16 protein-coding genes are annotated in these 16,277 nt (G+C 63.8%); 13 read left to right on the plus strand and 3 right to left on the minus strand.

All coding sequences use genetic code 11. The annotated features are described in order from the left end of the window. Positions 1–45: 45 nt before the first annotated feature. The 3 genes from NE609_RS02240 (at position 46) to NE609_RS02250 (ending at position 3,047) form a co-directional block, all read left to right on the plus strand. A complete protein-coding gene (locus tag NE609_RS02240; protein WP_256151561.1) occupies positions 46–1,116 on the plus strand; it encodes a TRAP transporter substrate-binding protein in 1,071 nt (356 codons plus the stop codon). Positions 1,117–1,221: 105 nt separating this feature from the next. Continuing rightward, on the plus strand, positions 1,222–1,767 hold the full coding sequence (locus NE609_RS02245; protein ID WP_101552147.1) for a TRAP transporter small permease: 546 nt from the start codon (positions 1,222–1,224) through the stop codon (positions 1,765–1,767). After that, a complete protein-coding gene (locus NE609_RS02250; protein ID WP_256151562.1) occupies positions 1,764–3,047 on the plus strand; it encodes a TRAP transporter large permease in 1,284 nt (427 codons plus the stop codon). The genes NE609_RS02245 and NE609_RS02250 overlap by 4 nt, the downstream gene beginning before the upstream one ends. Positions 3,048–3,131: 84 nt before the next feature. On the opposite strand, the gene NE609_RS02255 is transcribed toward NE609_RS02250, so the two are convergent. From NE609_RS02255 to NE609_RS02265, 3 genes are read right to left on the minus strand one after another with little or no spacing between them, the layout of a single operon-like run. Next, positions 3,132–4,160, minus strand: a complete 1,029-nt coding sequence (locus NE609_RS02255; protein WP_256151563.1) for a 2-dehydro-3-deoxygalactonokinase — start codon at positions 4,158–4,160, stop codon at positions 3,132–3,134. A gap of 4 nt (positions 4,161–4,164) precedes the next feature. After that, entirely contained in the window at positions 4,165–4,833 is a 669-nt protein-coding gene (locus NE609_RS02260) for a bifunctional 4-hydroxy-2-oxoglutarate aldolase/2-dehydro-3-deoxy-phosphogluconate aldolase (RefSeq protein WP_121586041.1), read from the minus strand. Between the two features lie 9 nt (positions 4,834–4,842). After that, positions 4,843–5,496 (minus strand): transcriptional regulator, encoded by a 654-nt coding sequence (locus NE609_RS02265; protein ID WP_256151564.1) that lies wholly within the window; start codon positions 5,494–5,496, stop codon positions 4,843–4,845. A 287-nt stretch (positions 5,497–5,783) separates the two neighbouring features. On the opposite strand from NE609_RS02265, the gene NE609_RS02270 reads away from it, so the two are divergent. The 10 genes from NE609_RS02270 to NE609_RS02315 are packed head-to-tail and all read left to right on the plus strand — an operon-like array spanning position 5,784 to position 16,116. After that, positions 5,784–6,242, plus strand: a complete 459-nt coding sequence (locus tag NE609_RS02270; RefSeq protein WP_256151565.1) for a RidA family protein — start codon at positions 5,784–5,786, stop codon at positions 6,240–6,242. 9 nt (positions 6,243–6,251) lie between these two features. Beyond that, positions 6,252–7,472 (plus strand): M20 family metallopeptidase, encoded by a 1,221-nt coding sequence (locus tag NE609_RS02275; RefSeq protein WP_256151566.1) that lies wholly within the window; start codon positions 6,252–6,254, stop codon positions 7,470–7,472. After that, a complete protein-coding gene (gene thrC / locus NE609_RS02280; RefSeq protein ID WP_256151567.1) occupies positions 7,465–8,703 on the plus strand; it encodes a threonine synthase in 1,239 nt (412 codons plus the stop codon). The genes NE609_RS02275 and thrC overlap by 8 nt, the downstream gene beginning before the upstream one ends. Positions 8,704–8,722: 19 nt before the next feature. Continuing rightward, positions 8,723–9,463: an MBL fold metallo-hydrolase gene (locus tag NE609_RS02285; RefSeq protein ID WP_256151568.1), complete on the plus strand. Its 741-nt coding sequence runs from the start codon at positions 8,723–8,725 to the stop codon at positions 9,461–9,463. Positions 9,464–9,480: 17 nt separating this feature from the next. Then, entirely contained in the window at positions 9,481–10,650 is a 1,170-nt protein-coding gene (locus tag NE609_RS02290; protein ID WP_256151569.1) for a pyridoxal phosphate-dependent aminotransferase, read from the plus strand. An 18-nt stretch (positions 10,651–10,668) separates the two neighbouring features. Continuing rightward, positions 10,669–11,424, plus strand: coding sequence for an SDR family NAD(P)-dependent oxidoreductase (locus tag NE609_RS02295; protein WP_121586048.1), 756 nt, complete (start codon positions 10,669–10,671; stop codon positions 11,422–11,424). Further along, positions 11,397–12,407 carry a hypothetical protein gene (locus NE609_RS02300; protein ID WP_256151570.1) on the plus strand — a complete coding sequence of 337 codons (1,011 nt, stop codon included), beginning with the start codon at positions 11,397–11,399 and terminating at the stop codon, positions 12,405–12,407. Before NE609_RS02295 ends, NE609_RS02300 begins: the two co-directional genes overlap by 28 nt. A 30-nt stretch (positions 12,408–12,437) precedes the next feature. After that, the gene (locus NE609_RS02305; protein ID WP_256151571.1) at positions 12,438–13,961 is read left to right on the plus strand and encodes a sugar ABC transporter ATP-binding protein; all 1,524 of its coding nucleotides are present in this window, start codon (positions 12,438–12,440) and stop codon (positions 13,959–13,961) included. 3 nt (positions 13,962–13,964) lie between these two features. Continuing rightward, positions 13,965–14,972: an ABC transporter permease gene (locus tag NE609_RS02310; RefSeq protein ID WP_256151572.1), complete on the plus strand. Its 1,008-nt coding sequence runs from the start codon at positions 13,965–13,967 to the stop codon at positions 14,970–14,972. 58 nt (positions 14,973–15,030) lie between these two features. Continuing rightward, the gene (locus NE609_RS02315; RefSeq protein WP_256151573.1) at positions 15,031–16,116 is read left to right on the plus strand and encodes a substrate-binding domain-containing protein; all 1,086 of its coding nucleotides are present in this window, start codon (positions 15,031–15,033) and stop codon (positions 16,114–16,116) included. Positions 16,117–16,277 lie beyond the last annotated feature (161 nt).

A 16,277-nucleotide genomic window follows, 5' to 3' on the forward strand; every position in this document is an offset into this window, starting at 1 on the left:
CAAGCGCAAATCAAATCATCCCGCTTTTGAAAGGAGTTATCATCCATGTTGAAAACTGTATGTTCTGTTCTGACGGTCCTTGTTCTGATCCTGTCGCTGGCCGCGTGCGGCGCCGCCCCCGGCGGGCAGCCGGCCGCGCCCGCGCCCGGTGACGCGCCGGCCGCCCCGGCCGACACGGAAGCCCCCGCGCAGTCCGTCCCGGACGGCGCGGTCACGCTGAAATTCGGGCACGTGCTCGCGCCCGGAACCCCGCAGCACCAGGGCATCGCCAAGTTCGAGGAGCTGGTCGAGGAGCGGACCAACGGCGCCGTCCAGATCGAGATCTACCCCTCGTCCCAGCTGGGCGACGAGCGCGAGCTCATCGAGGGGATGCAGATGGGCACCGTGGACGGCTACCTCGGTTCCACCGCCACGATGACCGCCTGGATTCCCGACTTCATGGTGTTCGACATCCCGTTCCTGTTTGACGGCTATGAGCATGAGTACAAGGTCATGGACGGCCAGCTTGGCGATAAGCTGAAGGAGGAGTGCCTCCCGCTGGGGGTCCACGTACTGACCATCTCCGACGCGGGCTTCTCCAACATCATCAACAACGGGCACCCCATAGAAAAACCCGAGGACGCGAAGGGAATGAACATCCGCGTGATGGAGAGCCCGGGACTCATCGCATATATGAACGCCCTGGGTGCCAACCCCGTCCCGATGGCCATGAGCGAGGTCTTTACGGCCCTGCAGAACGGCACGCTTGACGGCGGCACCTGGCCGGTCGTCGTCGCCTACTTCAACAAGTTCTACACGGCGACCGATTACATGACGCTGATTGATCCCATCCCGACCTCCATCATGACGGCCATGAGCGAAAGCGCCTGGAACAGCGTCCCGGAAGAATACCACGACATCCTGACGCAGGCCAGCATCGAGGCCACTGCCTATCAGCGGCAGGTCCTTGCCGAGAGCATCGACAGCCTGACCGCCGTGATGGAAGAGGAAGGGGTCACCATCATCCGTCCCGACCGCGACGTCTGGAGGGACGCCCTGCAGCAGAAGTGCTTGGACGCCATGGTGCCCAAATATGTCCCGCAGGAGCTGATCGATATGGTGAACGCGGACAAATAAAGCGCGGACGCGGGTCCGCGGAAGAGGCCGGGCCGGGGCGGCGTTCCGGAGGATGGCGCCCCGACCCCGGGCGCGGCGAACTGATCACACTCAGGGAGGTTCCTTATGCAAGTGGAAAACGAGTCCGGGGGAACCGGAATCATCCGATTGATCGACAAATGTCTGGACCTGTTTGAAATGACGGTGTCCGCCCTCGCCCTTTTGGGCATGACCGTTTCGGTCCTGCTGGCCATTGTCCTGCGCTATGTGCTGAAGGTCCCCAACATCGCGGGCGAGGAGATCTCACGCTATCTTCTGGTGACCATCGTCTTCATCGGCATCAGCATGTGTGTGCGCACGCGGAGCCATATGGGCGTCACCATCTTCGTGGACATGCTGCCCGCGTGCCTGCGCCGGGTTGTCATGGTCATCGCGGACATCATCACGACCGTGACGCTCGGTTTCATCAGCGTCTTAAGCTGGCTCTATGTCGCCAGCAGCCTGGCCCGCCCGCAGTTCAGCGTGACGACCGGGATGCCCATGGCCGTCATCTATACGGTCATGGCGCTCGGCCTGACGCTTTCCGCGCTGCGGTCGGCCATGCTCTTCTGGAGCGACTATCTCACGACCACCCATCCGCTGGGTGTCCAGAAAGGCGGCGATGACCAATGATGGTCGCACTCATTTTCGGGGTATTCGTCCTGGTCCTGCTCATCGGCTGCCCGATCGCCATCGCCCTGCTGCTCGGCGGCATCGTGCCGATCATGGCCCTGACCGACATCCCCCTCGGGATCGTCGTCCAGCGCCTCTTTTCGTCCGCCAACAGCTATTCGATGATGGCCGTCCCCTTTTTTATCCTGGCCGGCAACCTGATGGACACCGGCGGCGTTTCCAAACGGCTGGTCAATCTGGCACGCTCCCTGGTGGGCTGGCTGCCCGGCGGGCTGGCCGTGGTCTCCTTTCTCGCCTGCGCGTTCTTCGGGGCTATCTCCGGCTCCGCCCCCGCGACGGTGGCGGCCATCGGGTCGATCATGATCCCCTCGATGAAGGAGGACGGGTACCCGATGCCCTTTATCCTGGCCACCATTGCCAGCGGCGGCTGGCTGGGGGTCATCGTACCGCCCAGCATCCCCATGGTGCTCTACTGCATCTCGGTCGGCAGCGTGGCGATCACCGACGTCTTCCTCGGCGGCTTTATCCCGGGCTTCCTGCTTGCGGGCGGCATGTCGGTGTACGCCGTCCTCTGGGGCAGAAAACACATGCGGCACGCCACCAGAAAGTTCTCCATCAAGGAGGTCGGCCGCTCCTTTGTCGACGCGCTGTGGGCGTTGGGAATGCCCATCATTATCCTGGGCGGCATCTACCTGGGGATCTTTACCCCGACCGAGGCGGCCGTCGTCGCCGTGGCCTACGGACTGCTCGTGAGCACCCTCATCTACCACCAGCTCTCCCTCAAGGGCCTTATGCAGATCATCCGCCGCACGGTCATCACCACCAACATCTGCATGTTCATCGTCCTGTCTTCCACCGTGTTTGCGGCCATCATGACGCGCGAGCAGATTCCCGTCATCGTGGGCAACGCGATCATGAGCGTGGCCTCCAACCGGCTCATGTTCTACCTGCTGGTCACGCTGCTCCTGCTGTTCGTCGGCACCTTCATGGAGACCATCCCGGCCATCATGATCCTGGCGCCCATTCTGACGCCCATGCTCGGCGCCTATGGCATCAACCCGGTCTCCTTCGGCGTCATCATGGTCATCACCCTCGGCATCGGCATGCTCACCCCGCCCGTCGGCATCAACCTGTATACGGCCGTCAGCCTGTGCGGGGAAAAGGTGGAGCGGGTCATCAACCGCCACCTGTTCGCCTATATCGGCTGTGCGCTTGTCGTCCTGGCGCTGCTGATCGGATTCGAGGGCATCATCATGTTCCTACCGAACCTGCTCAGGTAGACGGCCGCGGGACTTCCGGGCCGTCCGCCCCGCAACATAAAAAACGCGCTGCAATCGGATCGATTGCAGCGCGTTTTTTGTATCCTATTTGCCCTTCTTTCCCGCCTCTTTTGCGAGGGAGGCCTCCGCCAGCAGGTACGCCCCCAGCGCGGAAAGCGGCGCGTCGCCCTCCGGCTCATAGCTCCGCACGCTCCGCCAACAACCCTCCCGCTCCATCAGGTCGGCAAACGCCTCACGGAAGGGGCTCTTCCCCGCCACGATCACCCGGGCGTCCGGTCCGCAGGCGATCGCTGTGGAATGCCGGAGCGCATACAGGTCGTTTTGCAGCGCCGCCCCAAGGATGAAGTTTGCGATCAGCGTATGATCCTTCACCGCGAACTGGTTCAGGATCCGCCCGGAAAAGCAGGCGCGGCTGAGTCCGACCTCCCGCGCGGCCCGGTAGCCGCGCAGGACCATCTCCCGGCGGTAGGTGTCCGCCTCCACAAAGGTGCGCTTCACCGAATCCGCGATGATCGTATCGTGCATGATCGAGGCGAGCAGCTCCCCGGTGATGGTGGTCAGGCAGCCGGTGATCCTCCCGTCCGCTCCGACGGAGACAAATTTGGTGTGGGAACCCGGAAGGACGAGGACCGCCTCCCCCCGCACCCCAAGCCGGTCGATGAGGGCGCAGGCCTCCACCTCCTCCCCGCGCATGATATCCATCGCCTCAAAGGTTTCGAGAGAAACCCCGGAGACGCGGTTTTTGACGCCGGGGATAAAATGGATCGGCAACGGGCAGACGTCCGGAACAAGGACGGGCGCCAGCGACGCGGACAGCTCCTCCAGTCCGGCGGGGGCCGTCACATGCGGGACTTCCACCAGCCCGACGTCGGCGGTGATCATCCCGCTCGCCATGACGCGCTCCACCTGTTCCCACGAGGCGGCATTCCGGCGCAGAAGCTCCTCCAGGCATCCCCGGACCGCCTCCTTCAGCCGTCCGTTATGTCCGTCGGCCGCCGTGCAGCGGACCCCCACGCCGCTTTTTTCCATGTCCACGATATGGCGGTCCAGATCCCACAGGACTGCCCTCGTATTGCTGGTTCCGGAATCGATCGTCAGAATATAGCGTTCCATCGCGTCACCCCCCGTCCGAGGCGTTCGCGCCGGAGACCGCGCGGCACAGCCCGCGGGCGGCGTCGGTCAGCAGCCGGTACTGCCCCGAGCGGATCGCGGGCAGCGAGACCAGCGTCCCGCCGACCCCGAGGCAGCAGGCGCCCGCCTGCAAAAAGGCCGCCGCGTTCTGGGCGTCTATGCCGCCGACGGCGGAAAAGCGGATATGCCCCAGCGGCCCGCGCAACGCCTTGAGATAATCGACGCCAAGCAGTGCCGCGGGAAACAGCTTGACGATGTCCGCACCGCAGCGGTGGGCTTCCATCGCCTCGGTGGGAGTGAATGCTCCCGGGATCGAGACCTTTCCCAACTCCTTGGTACGGCGGACGACCTGCGGGTTGGTGTCGGGCGAGATCATATATTCGGCGCCCGCCTCTACCGCGAGGTCCACCTCCTCCGGCGTGAGGACGGTCCCCGCCCCCAGCAAAAGTTCCCCGCCCATCCGTTCCTTCAGCAGACGGATGGACTCCAGCGTCCGCGCGGCGCCGTCCGCCCGCGTGTGATCGAAGGTGATCTCCAGCGCGCGGATTCCGCCCGCCGCGAGCGCGCGCGCAGTGTCGACGATTTCCCCCGGGCCGACGCCGCGCACAATGGCGACCAGCCGTCCGGACAGAAGCTCCCGCAAGACCTTTTCCATCGTTTCCTCCTAATCCTGCTCCTGTTTGGAGCGCAGCAGATCCAGATAGTTATATAGGGTATAGCGCGAGATCCCCAGGTACTCGCAGACGCGCTCACTCGATTTCGTAATCAGAAACGCGCCCTTGCTGTCCAGGTACCCCAGGAATTTCAGCTTATCCGCCCGGTCCATATGCTCCGGCGTCTTGTCGATCGGCAGCTGCGCCTCCTGGATCAGGCACTCGAGCAGGCTCTTCACGTCGGTGGTGAAGAATTCCCGCACCTCGACCGCGGGATCGCCCGTCCCATTATAGTTGTGCAGGAACTTTTCAAACGCGAGCGATTCGGTGATATCCATATTGATACAGAGGGACCCGATGATCTTGCCGTCGTCGTCGCGCAGGAACTGCGTGGAGGAGCGCAGGATCTTTCCGGTATCGGTCCGGGTGACGTAATTGTACCGGTTTCCGTTTTTGGTGTTCCCGCTCAGGACCTCCAACCCCAGATTGTTTCCGCAGTCGCCGATCTTGCGGCCGGTGATGTGGCCGTTGCGGATGTCGATGATTGTGTGGTTATAGTCCTTTGTCAGGTCGTGCAGCACAATTTCGCAGTTGCTGCCATACTGGGCCTCCAGCATCGACAGCAGGTCCCGCCAGAAGGAAAGCTCCTCGCTGATCAGTCGCAAATCAGTCTCCCCTTTAACTAAATATTACCGCTCAAACATCCGATTGTTATGGAATATTATAGCAAGCCAAAAACAAAATGTAAAGGCTTTCTCACAAATATTCAAAACAAAAAGTTTTTCTCCGATGACAGAAAATAGATAGTTTCCATAAAATAAGTAATTTGTTTTTAATTTTTTTGAATATTATATTGACATATTTGCCCACAGGAACTATAATGGCCCCAAAGAATAAAGATAATTTGTCTGGTATAAAAGACAAATTGTTTGCAACTTAAGGAGGCCCAACCATGACCAATGTAGAAAAAAGGCTTTCGGAAAACCACATCACGCTGCCCGACTGCCCCGTGCCGGTCGCGAGCTACATCCCGGCCCAGACCGCGGGGAATTTCGTCTTCGCGTCCGGGCAGGCGGCCACCGTCGACGGGAAACTGCTCTATGCCGGGAAGGTCGGCACGGAGATTTCGCTCGAGGACGCCTACCAGTCGGCGCGCATCGCGGCGATCCGCTGCATCAGCGAGCTGCGCTCGGTCGCCGACCTTGACCGGCTGCGCATCGTCCGCGTGACCGGATTCGTCAACGCGGACCCCGATTTTACCCTACAGCCCCGCGTGGTCAACGGCGCCTCCGAGCTCTTTGAGCTGGCGTTCGGCGAAAGGGGCCGTCATTCCCGCATCGCCATCGGCGCCGGTTCCCTGCCCGACGGGGCGTCGGTCGAGGTCGACGTCGTCGCCTATCTCGAACCGTAAGGGGCCGCCATGTCCCGCTGTACAGACAGTGTGCGGGATGCCATCCACCGCACGGTTTCAAAAAACAGGGTGGCCGAGCTGGCCGGCCGTCTGATCCGGGAGCGCAGTGATCTTTCCGGCGATATGGAGTACGGCGCCGGACAGCTCCTGATGCGGATCGCGGCGGAGATGGGGCTCGAAGCGGAGGAGCAGCCGGTCGAGGGCAGGCGCTCCAACATCCTCATCCGCATGCGGGGCGCCCCCGGCGGCAAGACCCTGCTCTACAGCGGGCACATCGACGTGGTCCCGCCCGGCGCGGAGGAGCTTTGGGACTCCCCGCCCTTTGAGCCGCAGGTCCGCGGGGACCGGCTCTACGGGCGCGGCGCCTGCGACATGAAGGGCAGCATCGCGGCGATGCTCCACGCGCTGGAAGTTCTGCGGCAGTGCGCGGTGCCCCTGCGCGGGGAGGTCCTGCTGGCGCTCGATGTGGACGAGGAGACCAGCAACAAGGGGATGCGCCGCCTGCTGGCGTCGGGCGTCCGGGCGGACGCCTGTATCGTCGGAGAGCCCACGGATTTGGAAATCAACCTGGGGCACAAGGGCGTGATGGGGCTGTGGCTGACCTTCTCAGGACGGCGGGCGCACGCCTCCCGCCCCGAAATGGGCGTCAACCCGATCGTACATGCGGCGGAAATGGTTGAAAAGATCCGCGCGTTCCAGTCCGGGACGCTCGACAAAAGGCAGTCCCGCCTGCTCGGGCACTCCACCATGACGGTGACCATGCTCCAGGCGGGAAGAGAGCTCAACTCCATCCCCGACCGGTGCGACATGCGTGTCGACAGGCGCTACCTGCCCGGGGAGACGGCGGAACAGATTCTTGCGGAGACGCAGCGGCTGATCGACGAGGTCTCGTCCGTGGAAGAGGGATGCCGCTGCACCCTGCAGATGACCACCAATTGCCCGCCCGGCGAGATCGAGGCGGAGCACCCGCTGGTCAAGGCCATGATGTCCGCCGTTTCCCCCGGCAAACCTGAGCGGGCGGCGCTGAAGCCCTTTCTGGCGAGCTGCGAGATGGCGATGCTCATGGAGGGTCTGGGGATCCCCGCACTGATCTTCGGGCCGGGCAGTATCCGGCAGGCACACATCACAAACGAGTACGTGGAGCTGGACCAGCTGGCGCGGGGCGCCGAAATCTTCGCCCGGATGGCCGTGGAGTATCTGGGTACCGCACAGGAGGATCGTCATGGGTAATTATTCGCTCGTCTGCAGAAGCTGCGGGGAGAGGTGCGAAGGCGACGCCTACCGCTGCCCCTCCTGCGGCGGCATCCTGAACACGGAATATCCGTTCGACCGGCGGGACGCGCTTTGCTCCGCCCTGCGAAACGCCCGGCAGTACTGGGATTACGAGCCCTTCTTCCCCATTGGCCGGGAGTGTGAAAAGGTGACGATGGGCGAGGGCTTCACCCCCCTCGTCCCGGCCCCCGGGATCGCCCGGGCGTTCGGCATCCGGCAGATGTCCATCAAGAACGAGGGGCTGAACCCAACCGGAACCTTCAAGGACCGCTGCATGAGCATCTCCATCAGTAAGGCAAAGGCGCTTGGCGCGTCCGCCGTTGTGATCGGCTCGGCAGGCAACGCGGGCGCCGCCGCCGCGGCCTACGCGGCCCGGGCGGGCATCCCCTGCTATGTCATGGTGCCGGCGTCCACCCCGCCCGAACGGGTCGCGCAGATCCAGCTCTACGGGGCGCGCGTCATCCTCGTGCGCGGCTCGGTGACCGACTGCATCGACCTGATCGCCAGGGTATACCGGGAGCGCGGCTGGCACAACGTGACGACGGCGAGCGCCTACAACCCCTTCCAGGCCGATTCGGAGAAGGCGATCGCCTACGAGATGGCGAAGGCCTCCGGCTGGGAGGTCCCCGACTGGCTCTTCGTCCCGATCGGCGGCGGCGGAATCCTGTCGGGCATCTACAGGGGCTACCTCGATCTCTTCCGGCTGGGGCTCGTCAAAAAGCTCCCCCGGATGGTCGGCACGCAGGAGGAGGGCTGCTGCGCGGTTGTCAACGCCTTCCGCGCGGGCAGAAAGCCCGCGCAGATCGAACGGGTGGAGAACCCCGCCGGCATCGCCGTCGCAATCGCCGACGCCTACCCGCTCGACGGGGAGACCGCCCTGCAGGCGATCTACGACTCCGGCGGCTACAGCGAATCGGTCTCATCGGCGGAAATTCTGGAGGCCCAGCGGCTTTTGGGGCGCACCGAGGGGATCTTTGCCGAGGCCGCCAGCTCGACGACGCTGGCGGCGGCAAAAAAGCTGCGGGAAAAGGGCGTCGTACAGGCGGGCGATTCGGTCGCCTGCGTCGTCACGGGCAGCGGGCTCAAGGACCTGCAGCTCGCCGCGAGGCACATGCCCCGCCCCGCCGAGGTGGAGATCGACCCGGAGCAGCTGAACCGGGTGGTCGACGGGATGGAAGCAGCCGTTTGACAGGAAGGGAGAACGGAGCATGAAGGTTACACGCAGCATTTCCCTCGCAGCCTCGGGGGACAACGGCCTCGGGCTGACCCACCCGCTCGACTGCAACGCATGGCTGATCGATTCGGGGGAGGGGCTCATCCTGGTGGACGCCGGGGTGAATCTCGACAACCTCCGGATCGAGGAGGAGATCGCCGCGGACGGATACCGGCTTTCCGACATCCGCTATCTGGTCGTCACGCACGCGCACGCCGACCACGCCGCCGGAGTCCCCCACTTTCTCCGGAGGACGGGCGCGCGGCTCGTGGCGGACGCGCACGAGGCGGGTGTCCTCGGGGACCAGCCCCTGCTCGACCGCACGATGGCGGAATACATAGAGGCCGGGCTCTACCCGGAGGGCTTCTCCTTCCCCGGCGCGCCCGCCGGGCAAATCGTCAGGGACGGCGAACGCCTCCGGCTGGGACGGTTGGAGCTTACCTGCCTGGTCCTGCCCGGGCACACGGGCGGCGGACTCTGCCTCTACGGCAGGGTGGACGGAAAGCAGGTCCTGTTCGCCGGGGACGTCCTCTTTTTCGGAGGCAGAATCAACCTGCTCAGCACCTTTGATTCCGACCTGCTGCGCTACCGGGAGAGCGTCCTGCGGCTGGAAGGGCTTTCGGTCGACGCGCTCTTCCCCGGGCACTTGCAGCCGGTCCTGAACCGCGCGGACCGTGTGGTCCGGAAAGCCGCCGACGGCTTCCGTTCGTTCAGCATCCCGCCGACGCTTTTGTAACGACAGGGAGGACCGCTATGGAATGGATTAACACACGCGCCGGGCAGATGCAGAAAAGCCCGATCCGCAAGCTCTTCGACCGAGCGTCCGGGATGCGGGACGTGATCCACCTCGAGATGGGGGAGCCCGACCTGCCGACCCCCGCGGGCGCCGTCGAGGCGGCCGACCGGGCCGCGCGGGACGGCAAAACCCACTACACCGCGAATAACGGCATCCCGAGCCTGCGCCGGGCAATCGCCGCTTCCCCGTTTGCCAACGGGCTCTCCTATGATCCCGAAACGGAGGTCATCGTGACGGTCGGCGCGATCAACGCGCTCGCGCTCGCCCTGATGTGCACCATCGAACCGGGGGAGGGCATCCTCGTCCAGGACCCCGTCTGGCTGGACTACTTTGAGCTGGCAAAATTTGTGGGCGGGGAGGTCCGCCACATCCGCACCGTCCCCGAGGAGGGCTTCCGGGTCAGCGCCGAGCGCGTCCGGCAGGCCCTGACCCCCAACAGCAGGGTCCTGATGCTGAACACGCCCGGCAATCCCACCGGCGTGGTGCTCAGCCGCCCGGAGCTGGAGGAGATTGCCCGGGTGGCGGTCGAACACGACCTGCTGGTCGTCTGCGACGAAGTCTACCGGACGCTTATCTACGACGGCGTTCCCTCCGCCTCCATCGCGGAGTGCCCCGGCATGAAGGAACGCACGCTGGTCGTCAACAGCGTTTCCAAGGCGTTCGCCATGACCGGCTGGCGGGTGGGCTTCGCGATGGGCCCCGCAAAGCTGATCGCCAAGATGACCCAGCTGCAGGAGTACCTGAACGCCTGCGTCGCCACCCCCTGCCAGTACGCCGCGCAGTGGGCGGTCGAGCATTTCGAGGCGGCGGACGCCATGCGTGAAATCTACGACGCCCGCCGGAAGGTGATGGTCGCGGGGCTCAATTCCATCCCCGGGATTCGCTGTGCAATGCCCGCGGGGGCCTTCTACGCCTTCGCTGACGTGCGCGCGTTCGGGATGGAGACCCGGATTCTCTGCGAACGGATTTTGGAGGAGGCCCGCGTCGTATGCACGCCCGGCAGCTGCTTCGGCAGCTGCGGAGAGGGCTTCATCCGTTTCAGCTACGCAAATTCGATTGAAAACATCGAGGAGGCAATCCGCCGGCTGCGCACGTTCGCGGCCCGACTGCCTCACGCGGAATTCTGAGAAGGGAAGGTGGATTCCATGCAAAAGACCGCACTGGTCACCGGTTCCAGCCACGGCATCGGGCGCGCGACCGCCATCCGCCTCGCCGAGGCGGGATATGACGTCGGCGTCACCTACCACAGCCGCGAAGAGGGCGCGCGCGAAGTCGCCGCCGTCATCGAGGGGCTCGGAAGGCGCGCCGTGACGATCCAAGCGGACGTCTCCGACCTTGAAAGCATCCGGCGGATGTACGACGCCTTCCTGGATGCCTTCGGGCGGATCGACCTGCTCGTCAACAACGCGGGCGTGGGGCTCACCGCCCCCTTCCTCGAGACGACGCCCGAGCTGTTTGAAACGGTGATCAACACCGATCTGCGGGGAAACTTCTTCGGCGCGCAGCGCGCGGCGAAGGAGATGATCTCACGCGGCGTCAAAGGCGTGATCATCAACATCTCCTCCAACCACGCCGTCGGCTGCTGGCCCGACTGTTCCGTCTACGCGGCGGCCAAGGCAGGGCTTTCCAAGTTTACGAAAAACTGCGCCATGGAGCTTGCCCCCTACGGCATCCGGGTCGTCACCGTACAGCCCGGCTACACCGATATCGGCTGGGACAAACAGAATCCCATCTGGTCCGCGGAGCCGCGCATTCCGCTCAAGCGGTTTGCCGATCCGTCGGAAATCGCGGACGGCATCGTCTTCCTCGCCTCCGACAAGGCCGCCTATATCACCGGCGCGACCATCGATATCGACGGCGGCGCGCTGCTGGCGTGCGTGCCGGAAAACATGTTCGTTTAGCGGTGGCGGTGAAGATCGTCCCCGCCCGCTATAAGCAGGCCCCCTGCCTGCGGCTGGAAAACGAGGCGCTGCGCCTGCTGGTGCTCCCCGGACGGGGCGGGAACATCGCCTCCCTCTTTGATAAGCGCGCGGACCGGGAGCTGCTCTACCAGCGCCCCGGAGACGTCCTCCGCCCGGTCCCCCGCGGGCTGCGCTTTGAAGACGCGGAGTGCGCCGGGATCGACGACATGTTCCCCAACGCCGCCGCGGCGGCCGTTGAAACGGCGGACGGGCGGCGGGTCCGCCTGCCGGACCACGGGGAGGTCTGGTACCGGACTTTGAGCGCGCGGCGGATGGAGGACGGCGTAAGCCTGCAATACCGCAGCCGCCGGTTCCCCTGCTTCTTTGAAAAGCGTATCCGCCTGAGCGGGCCGGCGGTCCGGATGGACTACCGCGTCCGGCATACTGGCGGGCCGGGGTTCCCCTTTCTCTGGGCCGCCCATCCGCTCTTCCGGGCGGAACCGGGCATGGAGGTTCTTCTGCCCGGCGGGGAGGCAAAAGCGGATATCGCCTGCGCCGAGGGGTTTGTCCCCTCCCGCGTCCGGGAGGCTCCGCTCCGAAATCTTCCGCTGGAGGGCGGAGGAATTCTCGACCTCACCCGGATGCCTCCCGCGGGAATGGGCTGCAAATACGTCCTTTCCCGGCCGGTATCCAAAGGCTGGTGCGCCCTTTGGGCGCCGAAATCCCGCTATGCGGTCGAGATCACCTTCCCGCCCGACCGGCTCCCCTTTCTGGGGATCTGGATGGACGCGCGGGCCGGCGGTCCGGAGGAATGGCAGATCGCGCCCGAGCCCTCCACCCAGAAATCCATCCACCTGGCCGAGCGCAGTGCGGCGGACACCGGCTGGGCGGGAAGCGGGCGGCAGTCCGCCTGGTGGATCGCCTTCCGCGCGGGGCCCGCGCATGGGGCGGAGCCCGGCGGCAGCGGGATCCGGTTTTATTGAAGTATGACAGACAGAATGGAGGGATGAGGAATGAAGGAAGAGGCCCAAAAATCCCCGGCCAAAAACGTCGTGGAGTTCCGGGAGATCTGCAAGTATTTCCCGGGCGTCCGGGCGCTTGACCGGATTTCATTCCGTGCGGAAAGCGGGCAGGTCTACGCGTTCGTCGGAGAGAACGGCGCCGGAAAATCCACGCTCTTGAAAATCCTCAACGGGGACTACACCATGACCTCCGGGAAGGTGCTGCTCAACGGACGGGAGCAGCATTTCACCTGCCCGAAGGACGCGATCGAGGCGGGCATCAGCGTCATCTATCAGGAGCGCCAGGTCATCCTCGATATGACGGTCGCGGAAAACGTCTTTTTGGGGAGCTGGGCGCGTGGGAAGGACCGTTTAATCGATTATAACCGGATGCTCGCGGAGACCCGGAAGGTCATCGAGGAATTCGGCGTCAGCATCGACCCGGCGGCCCGTGTGCGCACCCTCTCCACCGCCCACCAGCAGATGGTCGAAATCATGAAGGCCTACATCCGCAACGCAAAGGTCATCGCGTTCGACGAGCCCACCGCCAGCCTGACCGACAACGAGATCGACGTGCTCTTCCGCATCATCCGGAAGCTGCGCGCGCAGGGAAAGATCGTTTTCTACGTCTCCCACCGGATGAAGGAGCTGGAACAGATCGTCGACAGGGTGATCGTCTTCAAGGACGGGCAGCTGGTCGCGGAGGTCGACCGGCAGGAATGCACCAACCAGGACCTTATCCGCATGATGGTCGGCCGCGATCTCGGGGACCTGTTCCAGTCGCTCGAGCGCAGCGACTCCATCGGTGAAACCATTCTCGAGGTGCGGGATCTCTGCAACTACTATGTGAAAAACGTCTCCTTCGAGCTGCATCGGGGCGAAATCCTGGGCTTTTCCGGGCTGGTCGGCGCGGGGCGCACCGAGCTCATGCGCTCGATCTACGGCGCCGACCCGACCCTCTCCGGGACCGTCCTGCTGGGCGGGAAGAAGATCGAAAACCATTCGCCCGCGCAGGCCATCGCGAACGGGATCGCCCTCTGCCCCGAGGACCGCAAGGAGCAGGGGATCATCCCCACCCTCTCGGTCGGCATGAACATCTCCATCAGCGTGCTGAAGCGGCTGCGCAACGCCTGTCTGCTGATCGACGCCAAACGGGAGACGCAGCTGATCGAGGGCGGAATCCGCCAGTTTAAGATCCGGACGCCGAACGCGCAGAAAAAAATTCTCGAGCTCTCCGGCGGCAACCAGCAGAAGGCGGTCGTCGCCCGTGCGCACGAGACCAACCCCGACGTCATCATTCTGGACGAACCCACCAAGGGGATCGACGTGGGGGCCAAATCGGAATTCTACAAGATGATCTGCGAATATGCCCGGATGGGCAAGGGGGTCATCCTGATTTCGTCTGAGCTTCCCGAGATCATCGGGCTGAGCGACCGGATCATCGTCATGCGGGAGGGCCGCGTCACCGGCGAGGTCTCCCGGGAGGACGCCACGGAGGAACTCATTTTGCAGTACGCCATGCTGGGAGGGGACTAAGCGATGGATAAGAGAAAATCGTTTATGAAAAACAGCGGATTCGTGGAAAAAATCGGCCTGATGGTGGCCCTGTTCGTCATCATCGTGGTCTTTACCGTGATCAACAAGAACTATTTCAGCACCCAGAACCTACTGAACATCCTCACCTCCGCGTCCCTGACCGGCCTTGTGGCAATCGGCGAGACCTATCTGATCATCGCGGGACTGATCGACCTCTCGCCCGGCTCGATCGCCGCCTTTTCCTCGGTTGTCGCGGGGCTTCTGTTGACAATGGGCGTGCCGAGCATGCTGATCCTCCCGCTGGTCGTTCTGATCGGCCTGCTGATCGGCTTTTTGAACGGGATGGGCGTCAACAAGCTCAAGCTGGAACCGTTCATCGTCACCCTCTCCGCCATGTCGATCTTCCGGGGGCTGGGCTACATCCTCTGCGGCGGAAAACCGGTCTTCATCTCAGACAAATCCTTTACCGACATCGGCTCCAGGCAGGTCCTCGGCATCTTCAATCTGCCGGTGCTGGTACTGATCCTCGCCTTCCTCGTCTCCGCGATCGTCCTGAGCAAAACCTTCTTCGGCCGCAGCGTCTATGTGCTGGGCGGAAACAAATACGCCGCCCGGCTAGCGGGCTTAAATCCCGAAAAGATCTCCACCATCCTCTTTATGATCAGCGCGGGGCTCTCCGCGCTCGGCGGCGGACTGCTCGCCGCGCGCATGCAGTCCAGCCAGCCCTCCTCCTGCAGCGGGCTCGAGTTCGACGCGATCACCGCGTCGGTCCTCGGCGGCGTGGCGATGTCCGGCGGCGTGGGGTCGGTCGGCGGAATGATCCTCGGCGTGCTGATCCTCCAGTGCTTCAACACCGGGCTCATCATGGCGCAGGTCCAGGTCTACTGGCAGACCGTGGCGCGCGGCCTGCTCCTGCTGATCGCGCTCGCCTTCGACTTCTACCGCCGCAACAAGCACCAGAAGAAGATGCTGATGCAGAGCATCGAGGCCGGGCGTTCCGGCGCAAACTAAGTCGTCAGCGCGGCTCTGCCGCGTGGTCATTATCGGTATGAATGAGAGGAGAACTAGTATGAAAAGAACATTGGCCATTCTGCTCGCACTGACAATGGCGGTCACCCTCCTGGCCTCCTGCGCACAGTCCGCCCCCGCGGAGCCCGCACCCGCGCCCGCATCGGCGGCCGAACCGGCGGCCGAACCGGCGGCCGCCCCCGAAACGCAGCCCGATGCCGCGGAGCCGGCACCCGCCGAAAAGAAGGACGTCGTCATCGCCGGAATCTACAAGTTTGCCGACGCGACCTGGTTTATCAATGAGGGCGTGGCGGCCGGCGAAAAGGTGAAGGAGCTCGGCGCCAAGGACTGGATGTACCTCGACGCCAAGGACGACGGCAACCTCTTCCTCCAGATGGTCGACACCGTCATCGCACAGAAGGTGGACGGCGTCATCTGCTGCCCGCCCGACCAGACGCTTTCGCAGGTCGCGGTGGAGAAGCTCGAAAAGGCCGGCATCCCCGTTTTGGCCGCCGATGACGCGCTGATCGACGACGCGGGCAACAAAATCGCGCCTTGGGTCGGAATCGACTCCTATATGATCGGCCAGGAGAGCGCGAAGTGGATGGTCAACTACATGCAGGAAAACAACCTGGTTGACGATCCCGAGTGCGGCATCATGATCATGACCACCGACACCGTCACCAGCTGCATCCCCCGTTCGGAGGGCCAGCTCGACATCATCGCCGAAATGCTCCCCGACTTCCCTGCGGACCACATCTTCAAGACCGACTATAAGATAGACCTGAACGTCGCGTTCCAGTCCGCCAACGGCGTGATCGTCGCCAACCCGCAGATCAAAAAGTGGATGGTCCTCACCACCGGGGACGAGGGGACCGTCGGCGCGACCCGCGCGATCGAGCAGGCCGGCCTCGCGGACGGCTCCTGCACCGTCGGGCTCGGCGGCTATCTGGCCCCCGCGGAGTTCGAAAAGGGCTCCTGCTTCAAGGCCGCCGCGTATTTCTCCGCCCTCGAGGTCGGACGGATCAGCGCGGAGCACATCATGATGATGGTCAACGGCGAGGAGCCCCCCAAGGAGACCGCCGTCAGCTGCATCATGGTTACCAAGGACAACTACAAGGAAGCCATGCCGGAATACCTCCAGTAAGGAGACTCCGTCAGGGGAGACACCCTCCACATGACGCAAAAAGCGGCCCCGCAAAACTGCGGGGCCGCTTTTTCTTTCGCTCCCGGCAGCGATTTGAACGGTTCAGTAGGGCGCGCCATAGATTGATATGGGAGAATTCCCAATCCATTTTTACGGAGAGA

This window comes from Anaerotruncus sp. DFI.9.16 (assembly GCF_024461615.1).
GTDB lineage: Bacteria > Bacillota > Clostridia > Oscillospirales > Ruminococcaceae > Anaerotruncus > Anaerotruncus massiliensis.